Here is a 16,883-nt window from a genome sequence, read left to right as displayed (position 1 = left end):
AAGGAATTTAAATTGACAAAACCTGTAGCGGAACAAACTTTTACGAAAGCACCATTTAAAGCAGATCACGTCGGAAGCTTTTTAAGACCAGAACGCCTAAAGCAGGCTCGTTTGCAAAGAGAAATCGGTGAAATCACTACCGAAGAATTACGCATAATTGAAGACGAAGAAATTACAAAGCTCGTCGAAAAACAAAAAGAAGCTGGGCTAAATTCTGTGACGGACGGAGAGTTCCGCCGTAAATGGTGGCACTTCGACTTCCTTGCCGGTTTTGACGGCGTTGAGTTTTTCGAAACAGATAAAGGACTCCAATTCAACGGTGTTGTAACGAAAGCGCACGGCATTAAAGTGACAGGAAAAATTGGGTTCAGCGACCATTATATGATTGAACACTTCAAGTTCCTGAAAAGCGTAGCAGGCGATACGGTCGCAAAATTCACGATTCCAAGCCCAAATATGCTGATACACAGAGCGGTATTCGAAGAAGGCATTTATACAAATGACGAAGAATTATTTGATGACTTGGTTACTGCCTATCAAGGCGTAATTCAAGCACTTTACGATGAGGGATGTCGTTATCTTCAAATTGATGACACGTCATGGGCTTCCTTCTTGTCGGAAGATGGAAGGAAAGCATTGCAAGCGAAGGGTCAAGATCCTGACAAACTTGTAAAACTTTCCGCACGGGCAATCAATGAATCCATCGCGAAAAGACCAGCCGACTTGCTCGTGACAATGCATATTTGCCGCGGTAACTTCAAATCGACCTATTTTTCTAGTGGTGGCTACGAAGACGTATCCGAAACAATTTTCGGCGGATTGGATGTTGACGGTCTTTTCCTTGAATTTGATGACGAACGCTCCGGCAGTTTTGAACCGTTGCGTCACGTCAATCGACCTGACCTTTTCGTCGTATTGGGCTTGATCACCTCTAAATTCGGCAAACTAGAGGCCCCTGAACAGGTTAAAGCAAGAATTGTAGAAGCTACAAAATACGTCCCTTTAGATCAATTATGCTTAAGTCCGCAATGTGGCTTCGCCTCAACAGAAGAAGGTAATCAGTTAACTGAAGAACAACAATGGGATAAAGTTCGTCATGTTGTAAATATCTCGCAAGAAGTTTGGAAGTAATCTTTAAAAATTAAATAGGCTAGTAAAACTCTTATGAAGAGCGGTGGAGGGGCTGGCCCTATGAAACCCGGCAACCATACAACAATAATGTTGATAAGGTGCTAATTCCTGCAAAGCGCAATGCTTTGGAAAATGAGAGGGTATTTTCTCTGGAATGCCTCTCTACTAACAGTGGAGGGGCATTTTGTTTTATTAACAATAGAATTGGAAGTGTCAAGAATGAAAAAAGAAGGTTTGCAAAGGTATCATACGATTTGGGGTTTGTTATTTTTAGGTTGGTTTGTTTCTTATCTCGACCGGGTAGCAACTGGGCCGATCATTACATATATGATTGAGAATGAAGTTTCTTTTTTTGCAGACGTGGCAAATCCCCATGGAATCGGCGGATTGATTGGTAGTTTGTTTTTTGCCGGTTTTATGCTAATGCAATTTCCTGGAGGCTACTTCGGGGACAGGTTTGGCTATCGTGCTATTATCATTTTAAGTATTGTTTGGGCTGGTATCGCCACTATACTAACGGGTTTGGCGGGAGGCCTTGTCGCATTTATTCTTTTCCGAGTTCTACTAGGGTTAGGCGAAGGTGTTTTTTATTCGAATGATCGCTCTTATATTGCCTATCATACACCTCCTGAAAAAGTCGGATTAGGGATGGGTGTAGCGCTTACTGGATTATCTGTTGGACTGACGGCGGGTACACTTGGAGTTCCTTATCTAATAACAGTCGCAGAACCATTTATGGGCGAAGGAGCTTGGCGCTTTCCTTTTTTCGTGACCGGAACAATTACACTCGTTATTGCACTCCTACTATTTAAATATATGAAGCCAAAAGATGATTTAAGTGCTTCTGTAGATCTATCTTCACCTGGCATTAAAACACAGTTTGGCAAAGGACTATTGTACATGTCCATGTACTCCGCCGTCTTTCTTGTCATAGTGATGGGTATCTATTACTTTTCCGTCAAACTAGGCCTATCTTCAATCGCGATTGCGGTCATTCTTGTAGCACTTTGTCCGCTCTTAATACTTTATTTATACACAACGAAGAAGTCTGAAATAAAACCGCTAATAGCGAATAAAAATCTTTTCTTATTGTATTTGTTTTTTATCCCTATCATGTGGCATCTATGGTTTTACGGATTTTGGTCCGTCTCTATCGTCAAAGATTTCGGTGGCGGTGCATTAATGGCTGCCGCTTTGATTGCATCGTTTAATGGTTTAGCAGGAGTCATCGGTTTTCCTCTTGGCGGTAAAATTTCTGACATAGTGGCTGATCGTCCAAACGGGCGACGTAATGTCCTTGCTGTGTTAACTGCAGTGCTGACCGTAACCATTTTTATATTTGCAGTCTATGTCATGATGGGCAATAACAATCCCGTCGTTATGTCTATCATACTGTTTGTATCCGGATTATTCTTTTTCGCATTGCAACCGGTCGCACATGCTCTAGCTTCCGATTTGGCTCCCGAAAAAAGCAGAGGATCCATGTTTGGAATGCTCAATTTGATTGGAGAAATCGGAGCAGTTCTCTCACCTGTCGTCTCCGGGGTCATACGAGATAACACCGGCAGCTGGGGCTTGCCACTTCTACTCGATGGTGCATTAATGGCGGCGGGTCTAGTTCTAGTGCTAGCCATCTCCAGCAAAGCGGTGCGCAAGAATACTGTATCCTTGGTATAAGGCCCCCTTTAAGACGCGACTGGCATAAGTCAATCCTGCGCCAGCCGTTCGGAGCTTGATCACCCCCTAGGCGCTACGTGTATAGTTGGGCTTTTGGAATGCTTTGGATTGAATGACTTCTATAAGATTACCGAGATTTTTGGATGTGTAGGGATGCGATAGGCAACTATTCACAACGGGATTACTGAAAAGAGTGCGGCTCTCAGTAAATCTGTCACGAATAGTTAGCCGACAGCGGTCCGAAAATAGTACGGTGAAAATGGAGGTTTTCAAGCCCTTATCACCAGTATTTCATGCAAATAAATGGTTAATCAACAGACGTGACTTTCATTATCTTAAAAGAAAAACAGGCGTGTCATCAGTAGTATTAACTGATGACACGCCTTTCTACGCCGAAGATTGTACAGACATTGTTAACTATAAAACCCTTCTGGAATTGCACCTATAGTTCTTCGGTGATACAGAAGCGGTTCTTTACTGTCATTCTGAATATCTAACACTTCTCCTATGAATATCGTATGATCCCCAGCATCAATTTGTTGAAACGTTTTGCATTGTAAAACCGCAAGCGAATTTGACAGTACTGGTAGATTTAAATCTGACTCTTTCCAATCGCATTGGCTAAATCGATCAGCAACCCTGCTAGAGAATAACGTACATAATTCGCCTTGATCTGCCGCTAAAATATTTACAGAAAATTTCTCAGCATCTAGAAAGTCACTATAGGTAGATACTCTTTTGTCAATGGACCATAAAATGAGTAAAGGCTCTAATGATACGGATGCAAATGAATTGACCGTTAGCCCCATCGGTTTTTTATCTGCATCAAATGCTGTAACGACAGTGACTCCCGTAGGATAATTCCCCATTGCTTCTTTAAAACGCGCTACTTGTTCTATCTTACTTCCCATATCAGCAACTCCCATTTTCTTATTTCACTTAAAAGCATATCAAATCTGTTAGAATATTTCATACTTTGTGATTCTGCATTAAATTGAATGGTGCATGTTCACTCAAATATTCCTTCTCTGTAATCTTTATAGGCCTGCATAATCTCTTCTTCTGAATTCATCACAAACGGGCCACGTGCTACCACTTTTTCTCCGACAGGCTTACCTGCATATAACATGATATGCAGTTTCTCTTCTGCATGAATCTTTACTTCAGTCTGTTTGCCATCTGTTCCACGTTCCAACCAAAGAACCTGTCCCTTCTTCCCCTCCACGCTTTCACTGCCGAATGTCCCTGTTCCTTCTATTATATAAAGAAAACCATTGTAACTGCCAGGAAGGTCCTGTGTCACAGTGATACCCGGTTCAACAATCAATTCGGCCATCGTAACAGGTACATAATTTTTCGTGTCAGCTATAACACCTGCCGAAGAACCGGAAAAAACACGTATTGTAGCGCCATCTTCATGACGGACCGGCATGTCTTGTGCACGCATGTTCTGATAACGTGGTTCCGTCATTTTTTTATCGCTTGGAAGATTGACCCACAATTGCAGCGATTGAACCGTTTCCCCGACAGCCGGGTCCTCTGTATGAATGATTCCTTTACCTGCCGTCATCCATTGGACGTCTCCAGGATTTAGTTCCCCTCCCCCAGTTTTATTGTCAAAGTGCTCTAGCTTTCCATCAATCACGTACGTAACGGTTTCAATACCACGATGCGGATGCATGCCAAATGTTCCACGCACGAAAAAGTCTTCAGCCATCAATAGAAATGGATCAGCCTCTTGCCAGTTTCCCGGTTCAATCACCAATCCTACTTTATGAGTTGGCGAGTGTTGCTGATAAACGACGTCCCTTACACTTCTGATTGCTCTAGAAAAAACTTGTTTATTATTCATGTTAACTTCCTCCTTCTGTTTTTGACTGTATCTATTGAACATATGAATTCATGTGAAAGTTGAGCGAAGGTGCCTTATAGGGGTAGCCTCCCCTAAGCGCCGAAGCGGATTTGAAATGTATCTTTATTTTAAATCGTAACAGAATCCTATATATGTTATTATGAATTAAATTCGCCACAGTGTGAAGTACGCACTATAAAGTGCTATAGTATACAAAAAGATACTAACGGAGGTTATTATGGGGATACAGCCTGAACTATGTAAAGTTGACGAAGCTTTAGGGATCTTAGTAGGTAAATGGAAACCAATTATTTTACTGCATTTAATTACTGAAGGAACGCAGAGGTTTAGTGAATTAAAAAGATTGATGCCGGGGATTACTCAAAAAATGTTAACTAAACAATTAAGGGAATTGGAAGATGAAGATATTATTAACAGAGTCATCTATCCACAGGTTCCCCCTAAAGTTGAGTATTCTATCTCGGAATACGGAAAAAGCTTACAGCCCATCTTAGAAATCATGCACGAATGGGGCACCAGTCATGTTACACATATCGAAAAGAAAAGAAATAGCCAGAATACCAGCGACGTACTATAATGGATAAATCAAAAACAGACACTCTTCAAGAGAGTGTCTGTTTTTGATGATCAGTTGATTTCTTAAGCTTTAACTGTAGCGTTTGTTTTGTTATAGAACTCAATAAAGTTAAATACAACTGAATCCAAGAAATCGATTGTAGCTTTATCAGTAAGTTCGCCGGCTTCGTTTATTTTCTCATGAACTGAACCGATGTATACTTCGTTACCTGGCAGTAAGACAGGTGCTAATGCCGGGTTTGACAGAATTTCTCTTAAGTGGAGCTGCGCACGGATACTTCCGAATGCTCCCATAGATGATCCTACTATGAAACCAGGCTTATTTTTAAGTGTGAAATCGCCACCACGTGATAACCAGTCGATTGCATTTTTCAATGCGCCTGGAATAGAGAAGTTATATTCAGGAACTGCAAATAATACAGCGTCTGAATCTTTTATATTATCTTTAAAATCCACTACATTTGCAGTTGGATTACTTTCTATATCTATTGAAAACATTTCAAGATCATTGATAAAGACAGGTGTGATGTCTAATTGATCAGCATAACGACTTCTCATATGTTCAACTAGCTTTAGGTTGAATGAAGTTGAACTAGTACTTCCGATAATTGCTTTAACTTTAATTGCCATGATGTAAAACTCCTCTATATTTATAATTTGTAACTTTGTATCTAATTTAATTATACACCACAAACACCTAATAGGAAGTACGCACTTCAAAGTGCCATAGTATACTAAAAGATACTAACGAGAGAAGCTCGACACATTCTACCGATCATATCCTACGCCAACCGAGCATATTAACATTCTACCGATCATATCCCCACGACAACAATAAAAAGGCATCCCCACCGCCATTGATCCACGGGGAGATGCCTCTCTTATTTCGAAGGCCTACCTAAAATAATTAACTCTTAAGTGTAGCCAACTGACTTTCCCTAACTTCTTTCGCCGCCTCTACCATTATCTTCAAAGCGCTAATCGTCTCTTCTTCTTTTCTAGTTTTCAAGCCGCAATCTGGGTTAATCCAAAATTGTTTCGGATTAATGGTTTTGAGTGCACGATTAATATTTTGCTTCATTTCTTCCTTACTTGGAACACGTGGGCTGTGGATGTCATAAACACCTAAGCCAATTTCTTTATCATACGTATTATTCTCAAATGCAGCGATAATTTCACCATGACTTCTTGACGTTTCAATCGAAATAACATCCGCATCCAACGCGCTAATCGATTTGATAATACCGCTAAATTCCGAGTAACACATATGTGTATGGATTTGAGTATCATTTTCAACAGAAGATGTTGCCAGTTTAAATGCATAGACAGCAGCCTCCAGATAGCTTTCACGTTTTCCTTTATCCAACGGTAAACCTTCACGAAGCGCAGGCTCATCTACTTGAATCATGCGGATACCATTCTTTTCAAGCTCTTCAATCTCTTTACGCAGTGCAAATGCAATTTGGTTCAATACGTCAAAACGTGGAATGTCATCCCGTACAAACGACCAATTCAAAATCGTTACAGGACCCGTCAGCATTCCTTTTACAGGCTTCGTCGTTAGCGTTTGGGCATAGACACTTTCTTTCACAGTAATTGGTTCACTAAACGCAACATCACCTAAAATGAGTGGCGGCTTGACGCAACGCGAACCATATGACTGAACCCAGCCAAACTGTGATACTGCAAACCCTTCGAACTTTTCACCAAAGTATTCAACCATATCTGTTCGTTCAAATTCACCATGAACCAAAACGTCAATGCCGATGTCTTCTTGAATTTCAATCCACTTGTCAATCTGATCTTTGATAAATTGTTCGTAGGCCTCATTTGTAATTTCACCTTTACGCCATTTAGATCTTGTCTGTCTGACTTCTGGCGTCTGCGGTAAACTCCCGATTGTCGTTGTCGGCAGAAGAGGTAAATTAAAGCGTTTTTGCTGTTCAACAATCCGTTCCGCAAATGGCAATGAACGATTTACATCCTGCTCAGTTAGATTTTCAATCGTTTCTTTCACTTCAACATTTTGTCGATACTTCGAGTTATTTAGACGAGCAAGTGCATTTCTGCTCTCCTCAAGTCCTGCTGCAATCGTTTCAGTTCCATCGTGAACCCCTCTACTAAGGAGTACAATTTCAACAAGCTTCTGATCAGCGAACGACAAACCATCTTTAATAATTGGATCTAATTTCTCTTCCGTTTCCGTACTGACAGGAACATGAAGAAGTGAAGAAGATGGTTGAACAATTAAGCGGCTTTTATCAACGTGTAACTGGATTTCTTCTAATAGCGTTACTTTTTTATCTAGATCTGCACGCCATACATTTCGGCCGTCAATAACACCCGCTGCAAGTACTTTGTCTTGAGGGAAACCATATTTCTGTAACAATTCAAGCGAATCGCCATGCACAAAGTCCAGACCGAATCCATGTACTGGCAACGCAACAACAGCTTCATAATTAGCGACTTTTTCAAAATACGTTTGTAAGATGATCTTTAATTGTGGCACCGCTTCACGGATTGCTGCGTATGCCTGTTGCACATGTTGGAAATCCTCTTCAGACAACTTACTTGTAAGAATTGGCTCATCAATCTGAACCCACTCAGCGCCTGCCTCTACAAGTTCTTTCAATACTTCGATATACAACGGTGTAAACTGTTGCAATAAAGCTGGGAAATTCTCTTCGCCGAAAGATTTTGCCAGTTTAATATATGTAACTGGACCTAAGATAACGGGCTTGCCATCAATACCCAACTTTTCTTTTGCTTCTTTATAAAAAGCGAGCGGACGGTTCTCTACTAGTTTCGGTGTTACACCTTCTAGTTCCGGAACAATATAGTGATAGTTTGTATTAAACCATTTCGTCATTTCTGAAGCAACCGCCTCCTTCGTTCCACGGGCAATTGCAAAGTATGTTTCCAAAGGAACCTTACCACCCGCATACTCGAAGCGTGTTGGTACGACACCAAACATAATCGATGTATCCAGTACATGGTCATATAATGAGAAATCTCCAACCGGAATAAGATCGATACCGAATTCTTTTTGCTTCTGCAAGCTTTCTAGACGCAGCGTTTCCGTTGTTTTTAGTAGCTGTTCTTCTGAAGTTGCCCCATTCCAAAAACTTTCCAACGCCCTTTTCCATTCACGTTTTCCACCAATTCTTGGATATCCACTAATTGAACTTTGTACTTTCACCATTGTATGTTAGCCCCTTTATTTTTTATTGTATTTTTTTCAATCCATTTTAATACACGATACTTCCGGTTTGAACCACCTCCCTTGCTACAATCGCGTCCACTTTACCGTGTATATATTCCGTCAACTGTACAGTCATGTCATAGCGCATAAAGGGAGTGATTAAATAGATGCCATGAAAATGCTCAAGCGCCACATCAATTAATTCCTTAGAAACCTCTAAACCTTCTCTCGTAGACTGCTCACGATTACCATCTAACAATGCCATTCTTGCACGTACTTGGTCCGTCAACTTAATGCCCGGTACCTCATTGTGTAGAAACTCGGCGTTTTGCGACGAGGTCAGCGGCATAATTCCGATGTAAATTGGCGTCTCAAGATGTTTTGTTGCCTCGTATACTTCAATAATCTTCTCCGCGCTATAGATAGGCTGCGTGATAAAATAGTCAGCTCCAGCTTCTATTTTTTTCTCTAATCTTTCCACTGCGCGATCTAAATGGCGCACATTCGGATTAAAGGCTGCCGCCACAGTAAAGGATGTTTTCTGTTTCAATGACTTTCCAGACTTAGAAATGCCTTCATTAAATTGCTTTATCAGTTGGATTAATTCAAATGATGTCATATCGAATACAGACGTTGCTCCGGGGAATTCACCGATTTTTGTAGGATCCCCCGTAATTGCCAGTACCTCAGTAATCCCTAATGTGTGTAATCCCATGAGATGTGACTGCAATCCAATTAGATTGCGATCCCGACATGTAATATGGACAAGAGGCGTTGCACCAATATTTTGTTTAACAAGTGACGCCATTGAAGCATTACAAATTCTTGGTGTTGCCAATGAATTATCGGCCAAAGTAATGGCATCCACACCAGCATCCTTTAACGCCTGCGCTCCCTTAAAGAACTCACTTGTATTTAAATGTTTGGGTGCATCGAGTTCAACTATTATCGAATGTCTTTTTTTAACTGTTTCAAGCAATGTTGGCGGTTTCGATTCCTTCGACTCAAGAATCTCAATTTCAACTTCCTTCTTTTCAACAAACTTCTCTTGAATTGGCTCACGATTTGTAAGTCCTTTCACAAGTGCACGAATATGTTCTGGCGTCGTCCCACAACATCCACCTATTAAACTGACACCTTCATTTCTAAAGTTCATTGCAAACTTCTCGAAATATTCAGGCTCATTTTCGTAAAACAATTTCCCATCCTTATAACCCGGATAACTAGCATTTGGATACACCGAGAGTAAAGCACGCTTCATCAATGGAACCGTTTCTAAAGATTCCAGCATATGATGGGGGCCGAGACGACAGTTGACACCAACGATATCCGCACCCAAATTTTCCAACTGTTGCAAAGCGTCCGCTAGCTCCAACCCATTTTGAAGTACTCCCGCTTCATGCATCGAAACGTTTGTAATAATTGGGATGTCTGTCTCCTCACGTGCAATTTTAAGCACGGTTGTTAATTCATCAAAATCGTAATAGGTTTCTAATAGTAGACCGTCCACTCCCTCAAGAAGTAGGCAATACAATTGTTCCCTAAAGCTGCGCTTGATTTCCTCCTTTGTTCCAATGGATGTTCGAGACCCGTGAATGCCCCCGATGGTCCCTAGGATGAACGTATCTTTACCCGCCGCTTTTTTTGCAAGTTGGACCGCTGCTTTATTTATCTTTTTTACACTGTCCTCCAAACCATAACGTGCTAACTTAATATAATTGGCACCATACGTATTCGTTTGAATAATATCCGCGCCTGCCTCTATATAGGCCTGATGGATGTGAAGCACTTGATCAGGATGTGTTAGATTCAGCTCTTCAAAACATAGATCCACACCGTGTGAATAAAGAAGTGTTCCCATTGCCCCATCACCAATTAAGATCCGTTCTCTCATAGTCTCTAGTAAATTCAACGACATCACTTTCTCCTCTCGATTTCCACAAGCCCTATTTAAAAAATATCCCCATTCAAACCTCCTTCTTTTAAAAAAAGTTATTTAATGGATTTTTTTGTTAAAATAAAAAAGAGCCTCTTCCTGTGTTACATAAAGGAAGTAGACTCTAAATCTGAATAAGTCTTCTCCTCATCTACCAAGTCGTGTTTCCGACTTGCTGGAATTAGCACCATGCCACAAAATGGCGGTTGCTGAGGTGTCATCGGGCCAGTCCCTATACCTCTCTAGATAAGAAAAACTATTAAGTTGGATTTGCTTAGTTACGTTATTACAGACTTTACATCATTGTTGGAAAATTAGCAACTCATTTACACAAAGTTAATTAATTGTTTCATAGTTTCAGTTTGTTTTTCCACCCAAACACCATAGTTACTTGAATAGGATTTTGCTATCCTTGATATAATTAATCAAGTCCCCTCAGCTATACCCAACGATTTCATTTAGCAAAAAGAGAGCTTAACGCACATAACAATATTACGACTAATAACCACTGTCCCCACTATAACCCTGCATATAATAAACTATAAGAACAATAACAATCGACCAGTTTACTCAGTTGTTGTTCCCATCAAATTGAAGGGAGGTCATTGACTTGAAAACTTCCTTAGGCATCTGGATTGGTTGGCTCGCAATAATTTTAGCGGCTGTAGGGTTCTTTTATGCTCCTTATTGGCTAGGTGGTGGCGCGCTCGTTTTAGGCTTAGTCTGTTTAGCTTTTCCACAAAAAGCATTGGCATGGATTTCAATCCTGCTTGGAGCCATTGTAATAGTAATTACGATGTTCCAGTAGCTGGATCATTAATGATATATCGAGGTATGTCTGGGTTCCTACCATACATGCCTTTTTATTTGATTTGAATGCTTACGATTTACTAGTTATCTCTTTTTAGTCCAGCAACATGGACAGGACCCCAAAACGTCGTTTGCGATAAAATATGGGCCATTTCTTGTGGTGATCTATCCATGTCGCTCTCAAGCCAACATTGAATGACTCCCAGATGCGCAGAACTAACGTAAGCGACTAAATAATCAAGCGGAACCATCATATTTTCTTCATTCAAGAAATCACTAAACTTATGAAGCATTTTATTTTTTATGAATTCCTTTAATCGAACTTGAAAAGATGGATTCCCATTCGGTCCTAAAATAACTTTCATAAATCGCCGATTGTATAATTAAAGATGGAAGTGACATGCCATATAACTTTTCTCAAACCTAATTAATATTCGATTTTATCCAAAAAATAGATGCGCTCAATAACACCAAATTGATAACCACATTTTTTATACAACTAAACTCAATAATAGAATAAACACTAATCCAGCTACCGAAATAATCGTTTCAAGCAATGTCCATGTTGCGAAAGTTTCTTTCAGCGTCAAACCAAAGAACTCTTTAAACATCCAGAAACCAGCATCATTCACGTGTGAGGCAATTAAACTACCTGCTCCCGTCGCCAATACGACCAATGCTAAATTCACATCAGAAGTACCTAACATTGGTATGACCAATCCAGCCGTTGTTAATGCCGCTACAGTTGCTGAACCTAGAGCAATCCTTAATATAGCCGCGATAATCCATGCTAGTAAGATTGGCGATAATGAGGTTCCACTGAATAATTCCGCTACATAGCCACCAACGCCGCCATCGATGAGCACTTGTTTAAAAGCCCCACCGCCACCAATAATTAAAAGCAACATCCCAATATTTGCAATCGCTATCCCACAAGAATTCATAACGGTTTTCATCGGTATATTTCTTGCCAATCCCATCGTAAAAACTGCAAGCAATAAAGATAACAACATAGCTGTAGAAGCATTACCTACAAAACGAACGATTTCGAATGCCTTATTATCGGTAATGTCCAATGTCTTTTGAACCATCGAAATAACCGTGGCGATAGACATTAAAATAACAGGAAACATTGCCGTAAACACACTGATACCAAAACCAGGTGTATCTTCAATCTTAAACGTTTTTTGTTCACCCAAAGATGCAATATCCCCTGTTCTATTGAACGAATCAGGTACCAGCTTTTTAGCAAGTTTCGTGAATAACGGACCCGCTATAATGACGGTCGGAATTGCGATGATAAAACCGTAAAGTAATACTTCGCCAATGTTTGCACCGTATTCTCCAGCAATAACTGTCGGTCCGGGATGCGGCGGTAAGAAACCATGCGTTACAGATAAGGCAGCTGCCATAGGGATTCCCAAGTATAAAATAGAAACCCTTAGTTGTTTTGAAATTGTAAATACAATTGGAATCAATAGCACTAACCCTACTTCGAAGAATAAGGCAATACCGATAATGAATGAAGCAACTACAACAGCCCATTGAATATTTTTTTCTCCGAATTTGTCGATGAGGGTCATCGCAATACGTTGCGCGCCTCCCGCATCTGCGATTAGCCTACCCAACATTGCACCAAGTCCAAAGATTAATGCTAAATGGCCAAGTGTTCCGCCTAGTCCAGCCTCAATAGAAGAGACAATGCTATCTAGTGGCATGCCTAAGGCTAAAGCAACGCCAAAAGAAACGATAATTAAAGATACAAAAGTGTTCAATTTGAACCACATGATTAAAGCTAGTAACGCAACTATACCTATCGCTACAATGATTAATGGCATAACAATTCCCCCTAAGTCTCTATTGCTCTTTAATTAAGCTTCTCTGGTAATTCGCAATGCTTGTGTATTCCTTTTCTAATACTCTTGATAAATTAATGAATATCGGTAATAGTTTTCTATATTCTTGTACATCAGAATCAACAGGTGTGTGCTTATAAGTACTGCCAACCATTTCAGAAACAACATCAAATGATTCAATTTCCCCCGTGGCATAAAGCCCCAAGATGCAAGCCCCTAGACATGAACTCTCATAACTTTCCGGGACGATTACTTCCAAATCGAATATGTCTGCCATCATTTGGCGCCACACATCCGATCTTGCAAAGCCACCAGTTGCTTGAATTCGGATAACTGGTTCATCCATGACTTCAGTTAGCGCTAAAAATACTGTGTATAGATTGTAAATAACGCCTTCAAGAGCCGCCCGTATCATATGTTCTTTCTTATGTGTCATGGTTAAACCGAAAAACGAGCCGCGTACGTCAGGATTCCACAACGGTGCACGTTCACCTGCTAGGTATGGATGGAATAACAACCCATCAGATCCTGGTCTTACACGTTCAGCAATCTTCGTTAACACTTCATAAGGATCAATGCCAAGCCTTTTTGCCGTTTCTACTTCTGATGATGCAAATTCATCTCTAATCCAGCGAAGTACCATTCCACCATTGTTTACGGGTCCACCAATGACCCAATGTTTCTCGGTTAATGCATAGCAAAATATTCGACCCTTTTCGTCTGTCTGAGGGCGGTCAATGACTGTTCGTATTGCACCACTTGTCCCAATCGTTACCGCTACTTCACCCTTACCTATTGCATTCACGCCTATATTAGAAAGCACTCCATCACTTGCACCGATAACAAATGAAGTTTGCGGATTGATGCCGAGCTTACTCGCTATTTCTACGTTACAATTGTTAAAAATCTCGGTTGTCGGTACAAGTTCAGATAGCTGCTCCGGTGTGACACCCGCTATCTCCAATGCTTCTTCATCCCAATTTAACTTTTCCAGATTCATCATCCCCATCGCTGATGCAAGAGAATGATCTACAACATACCGACCAAAGAATTTCTTGAAAATATATTCTTTAATGCCTATATATTTCTTAGCTTTTGCCGCTATTTCAGGACGATCATTCACAATCCAAGCAATTTTGCTTAAAGGGGACATTGGGTGAATAGGTGTTCCAGTACGTTTGTACACTTCATGGCCATTTAACTCTTCTTTAATTTTACGTGTCCAGGCTTCACTTCGATTATCCGCCCAAGTAATACACTGCGTTAGGGGCTCATCATTTTCATCCATCACGATAACACTATGCATCGCACTACTAAATGAAATGAACAATAACTTTTCTGGAGAGATTTTAGATTTCCCCATTATAGCTGAGATTGCTTGTAATACGGCTTGATAGATTTCTTCCGGATTCTGTTCAGCTGTCGAAATATCCGGTGTGTAAAGGGGATAACCAATATTCTCTTGTTGAATAATTTCACCTTTCTCTGTAAAAAGAACTGCTTTAGTACTCGTTGTACCTATATCTACACCTAACATATAATTCGTCATATTCATTGCTCCCTTCCTTTTGCGAGCATTTGTTGCGACATCCATTGGTCTGCCACTTGGTCTTGAACATCATCGAAGTTTTGATGCAATGCTTGAATCATGATATCTCTATCTTTTATTTTTATGGCTTTAATGTAAACTTCATGATTTTTCAAGACTCGTGAAAAGTCATCATATTTCTTCTCTAATCGCATTCGCATCGATAAAAGAATTAAACTTTCCATCACAGGCTTCGTGTTATTCCAAATCAACATGATGTATGAATGGTCAATTGAACGAATAATTGTTTCATGAAATAAGACATCCTGATAAGAGAACTCATCTGCATCTCCATATTTAATGGCAACTTCCATCATTTCGTGTATTTTACTTAGTTCCTTCACTAATTCACTTGTGTCCATTTTAACAACCCGTTCATAAACGAATGTTTCTATCAGCAAACGAACATCGTAAATTTCCTTTATATCCTTCTCGGTTAACCCAACTACAACTGCACCCATTCTTTCTAATCGAATAATATTTTCTGATGCCAATACTTTTAGTGCTTCCCGGATAGGAGAACGACTTATTTCAAATTCCAACGCTAATTTATTTTCCGATAAAACAGTACCCTTTTCTATCATGCCAGAAATAATCCGCATTCTAAGCTCGCACGCTAAACGGACTCCCATGGAAGCGTTTGCAATCCATTTTTCAGGATATAGAAAGTCCTTATATTTACTCATGATTTCACTTCCTCACTTAAAGTCCGATATACTTGTATACAAGTATGATAGGTCAATTACGACGAAATGTAAACGCCTAGATGATGAAAGTAAAAAGAACGTTCAGAATGATGATACTAATATACATAATCTATTAACCGATTGAGTGGCAATCAACTACTTTAAAAAAGCTAATCATATGTCTTTTGACGCGCTATAGTAAAGAGGCTAAATCTATAGTAGATTTAGCCTCTTTACTATAATAGCTTTTTGTTATTTAAGTGAATCCCCTACGCGTTCTGACTTTATAGTAGACGACTAAACGACCCATGCTCTGATTTTAAAGTGATCCAGATGAAAACAACTAATTTACAGCCCTATCTACAGTTGTTTTACAACCCCAAAGTTGTAAGGATTCTTTTTAAACCTGTTCCTCTTCATTTAAAACTTGAATATCATCCATTTCTACAGTAAGCTGATCCAATTTATGCTCTAGAGTATTGATAATAAGTAACTTAGCATCCAATTTCTCTTCATAATCCAACGATTTGACCAATAGCTCTTTTATTTGATGGTCTAATTGCATAAGTGTATCAGTGTCAATAGTAGGTGTGCTTGTTGAAGGTATTAAGCCAATACCCACTTGACTATCATTCTTCTGATACAGTTCTTTTTCTAGTATTACAATAGCCTCACTATACTTTTCATTTTGTCCTTTTAAATCCGATATTTCATGTTGGAGTTTTCCTATAGAATTATTTTTTTCTTCTATTGCTATTAGTAGACATTGTCTCTCTTTCTCGGATTGGGTACGCTCTTTGTTGGCTATAGCTAACTTCTCCAGGTGCGAGTGTACTTGTTTATTTTCTTCTTGAATGAGATCAACAAGCTTATATTCGAGCTGAGCTATAGTCGTTTTATTAGTTAGATTTTTTTCTTCTATTGCAATAGCGTCATTTTGCTTTTTATTTTGTTCTTTTAAATCCGATATTTCTTGTTGGAGTTTTCCTATAGCTTTATTTTTTTCTTCTATTTCTATTAGTAGACGTTGTCTCACTATCTTGGACTGGGTACGCTCTTTGTTGGCTATGTCTAACTTCTCAAGTTGCGAGTGTACTTGTTTATTTGCTTCTTGAATGAGATCCCCAAGCTTATATTCGAGCTGGTCTATAGTCGTTTTATTAGTTAGATTCTTTTCTTCTATTGCAATAGCATCATTTCCCTTTTTATTTTGTTCTTTTAAATCCGATATTTCATGTTGGAGTTTTCCTATAGCATTATTTTTTTCTTCTATTTCTATTAGTAGACGTTGTCTTTCTTTCTCGGACTGGCTACGCTCTTTATTGGCTATGTCTAACTTCTCAAGTTGCGAGTGTACTTGTTTATTTGCTTCTTGAATGAGATCAACGAGCTTATATTCGAGCTGAGCTATAGTCGTTTTGTTTGTTAGATTTTTTTCTTCAATTGCAATAGCGTCATTTTGCTTTTTATTTTGTTCTTTTAAATCCGATATTTCATGTTGGAGTTTTCCTATAGCTTTATTTTTTTCTTCTATTTCTATTAGTAGAC

Annotated in this window: 14 protein-coding genes and 2 riboswitches; of the genes, 4 read left to right on the top strand and 10 right to left on the bottom strand. The window is 39.6% G+C overall.

The genetic code is table 11. From position 1 onward, the window contains the following. Positions 1 to 12 precede the first annotated feature (12 nt). Together I2484_RS15195 and I2484_RS15190 are read left to right on the top strand one after the other, a co-directional pair. Positions 13 to 1,131, top strand: coding sequence for a 5-methyltetrahydropteroyltriglutamate--homocysteine S-methyltransferase (locus I2484_RS15195; RefSeq protein WP_207151895.1), 1,119 nt, complete (start codon positions 13 to 15; stop codon positions 1,129 to 1,131). Positions 1,132 to 1,159: 28 nt separating this feature from the next. Continuing rightward, positions 1,160 to 1,270, top strand: a riboswitch (SAM riboswitch). Between the two features lie 80 nt (positions 1,271 to 1,350). Next, entirely contained in the window at positions 1,351 to 2,808 is a 1,458-nt protein-coding gene (locus I2484_RS15190; RefSeq protein WP_207151894.1) for an MFS transporter, read from the top strand. A 413-nt stretch (positions 2,809 to 3,221) separates the two neighbouring features. Here I2484_RS15190 and I2484_RS15185 read toward each other — a convergent pair whose 3' ends face one another. Then, positions 3,222 to 3,719 (bottom strand): flavin reductase family protein, encoded by a 498-nt coding sequence (locus I2484_RS15185; protein ID WP_207151893.1) that lies wholly within the window; start codon positions 3,717 to 3,719, stop codon positions 3,222 to 3,224. Positions 3,720 to 3,817: 98 nt separating this feature from the next. Then, positions 3,818 to 4,660, bottom strand: a complete 843-nt coding sequence (locus I2484_RS15180) for a pirin family protein (protein ID WP_207151892.1) — start codon at positions 4,658 to 4,660, stop codon at positions 3,818 to 3,820. 238 nt (positions 4,661 to 4,898) lie between these two features. Here I2484_RS15180 and I2484_RS15175 point away from each other — a divergent pair, with 238 nt between their 5' ends. Continuing rightward, entirely contained in the window at positions 4,899 to 5,258 is a 360-nt protein-coding gene (locus I2484_RS15175) for a winged helix-turn-helix transcriptional regulator (protein WP_207151891.1), read from the top strand. Positions 5,259 to 5,320: 62 nt separating this feature from the next. On the opposite strand, the gene I2484_RS15170 is transcribed toward I2484_RS15175, so the two are convergent. The 3 genes from I2484_RS15170 to I2484_RS15160 form a co-directional block, all read right to left on the bottom strand. After that, complete coding sequence (locus I2484_RS15170; RefSeq protein WP_207151890.1) at positions 5,321 to 5,887, bottom strand: NADPH-dependent FMN reductase; 567 nt, start codon at positions 5,885 to 5,887, stop codon at positions 5,321 to 5,323. Between the two features lie 277 nt (positions 5,888 to 6,164). After that, the gene (metE, locus tag I2484_RS15165; protein ID WP_218628033.1) at positions 6,165 to 8,459 is read right to left on the bottom strand and encodes a 5-methyltetrahydropteroyltriglutamate--homocysteine S-methyltransferase; all 2,295 of its coding nucleotides are present in this window, start codon (positions 8,457 to 8,459) and stop codon (positions 6,165 to 6,167) included. A gap of 46 nt (positions 8,460 to 8,505) precedes the next feature. Further along, on the bottom strand, positions 8,506 to 10,371 hold the full coding sequence (locus I2484_RS15160) for a bifunctional homocysteine S-methyltransferase/methylenetetrahydrofolate reductase (protein WP_207151889.1): 1,866 nt from the start codon (positions 10,369 to 10,371) through the stop codon (positions 8,506 to 8,508). A 168-nt stretch (positions 10,372 to 10,539) separates the two neighbouring features. Beyond that, positions 10,540 to 10,648, bottom strand: a riboswitch (SAM riboswitch). A gap of 357 nt (positions 10,649 to 11,005) precedes the next feature. Here I2484_RS15160 and I2484_RS15155 point away from each other — a divergent pair. Then, entirely contained in the window at positions 11,006 to 11,203 is a 198-nt protein-coding gene (locus tag I2484_RS15155; RefSeq protein ID WP_207151888.1) for a hypothetical protein, read from the top strand. 82 nt (positions 11,204 to 11,285) lie between these two features. Here the strand turns inward: I2484_RS15155 and I2484_RS15150 are convergent, their stop codons facing one another. The 5 genes from I2484_RS15150 to I2484_RS15130 all read right to left on the bottom strand — a co-directional run. Beyond that, positions 11,286 to 11,570 (bottom strand): TetR-like C-terminal domain-containing protein, encoded by a 285-nt coding sequence (locus I2484_RS15150; RefSeq protein ID WP_207151887.1) that lies wholly within the window; start codon positions 11,568 to 11,570, stop codon positions 11,286 to 11,288. 126 nt (positions 11,571 to 11,696) lie between these two features. After that, on the bottom strand, positions 11,697 to 13,043 hold the full coding sequence (locus tag I2484_RS15145) for a GntP family permease (protein ID WP_207151886.1): 1,347 nt from the start codon (positions 13,041 to 13,043) through the stop codon (positions 11,697 to 11,699). A gap of 19 nt (positions 13,044 to 13,062) precedes the next feature. Then, on the bottom strand, positions 13,063 to 14,610 hold the full coding sequence (gntK, locus tag I2484_RS15140; RefSeq protein ID WP_207151885.1) for a gluconokinase: 1,548 nt from the start codon (positions 14,608 to 14,610) through the stop codon (positions 13,063 to 13,065). Between the two features lie 2 nt (positions 14,611 to 14,612). Next, on the bottom strand, positions 14,613 to 15,335 hold the full coding sequence (locus I2484_RS15135) for a GntR family transcriptional regulator (protein ID WP_207151884.1): 723 nt from the start codon (positions 15,333 to 15,335) through the stop codon (positions 14,613 to 14,615). 400 nt (positions 15,336 to 15,735) lie between these two features. Beyond that, the coding region (locus tag I2484_RS15130; RefSeq protein WP_207151883.1) for a coiled-coil domain-containing protein at positions 15,736 to 16,883 on the bottom strand (1,148 nt) is incomplete at its 5' end.

Origin of the sequence: Sporosarcina sp. E16_8 (assembly GCF_017347095.1) — a bacterium.
GTDB lineage: Bacteria > Bacillota > Bacilli > Bacillales_A > Planococcaceae > Sporosarcina.
This window is presented reverse-complemented; position numbering and strand designations above follow the sequence as displayed.

What these genes read in the sequence shown, in the direction of transcription:
- I2484_RS15190 (WP_207151894.1), top strand. Translation starts at nt 1,351, where the DNA reads ATGAAAAAAGAAGGTTTGCAAAGGTATCATACGATTTGGGGTTTGTTA.
- I2484_RS15185 (WP_207151893.1), bottom strand. Translation starts at nt 3,719, where the DNA reads ATGGGAAGTAAGATAGAACAAGTAGCGCGTTTTAAAGAAGCAATGGGG.
- I2484_RS15180 (WP_207151892.1), bottom strand. Translation starts at nt 4,660, where the DNA reads ATGAATAATAAACAAGTTTTTTCTAGAGCAATCAGAAGTGTAAGGGAC.
- I2484_RS15175 (WP_207151891.1), top strand. Translation starts at nt 4,899, where the DNA reads ATGGGGATACAGCCTGAACTATGTAAAGTTGACGAAGCTTTAGGGATC.
- I2484_RS15170 (WP_207151890.1), bottom strand. Translation starts at nt 5,887, where the DNA reads ATGGCAATTAAAGTTAAAGCAATTATCGGAAGTACTAGTTCAACTTCA.
- metE (WP_218628033.1), bottom strand. Translation starts at nt 8,459, where the DNA reads ATGGTGAAAGTACAAAGTTCAATTAGTGGATATCCAAGAATTGGTGGA.
- I2484_RS15150 (WP_207151887.1), bottom strand. Translation starts at nt 11,570, where the DNA reads ATGAAAGTTATTTTAGGACCGAATGGGAATCCATCTTTTCAAGTTCGA.
- I2484_RS15145 (WP_207151886.1), bottom strand. Translation starts at nt 13,043, where the DNA reads ATGCCATTAATCATTGTAGCGATAGGTATAGTTGCGTTACTAGCTTTA.
- gntK (WP_207151885.1), bottom strand. Translation starts at nt 14,610, where the DNA reads ATGACGAATTATATGTTAGGTGTAGATATAGGTACAACGAGTACTAAA.
- I2484_RS15135 (WP_207151884.1), bottom strand. Translation starts at nt 15,335, where the DNA reads ATGAGTAAATATAAGGACTTTCTATATCCTGAAAAATGGATTGCAAAC.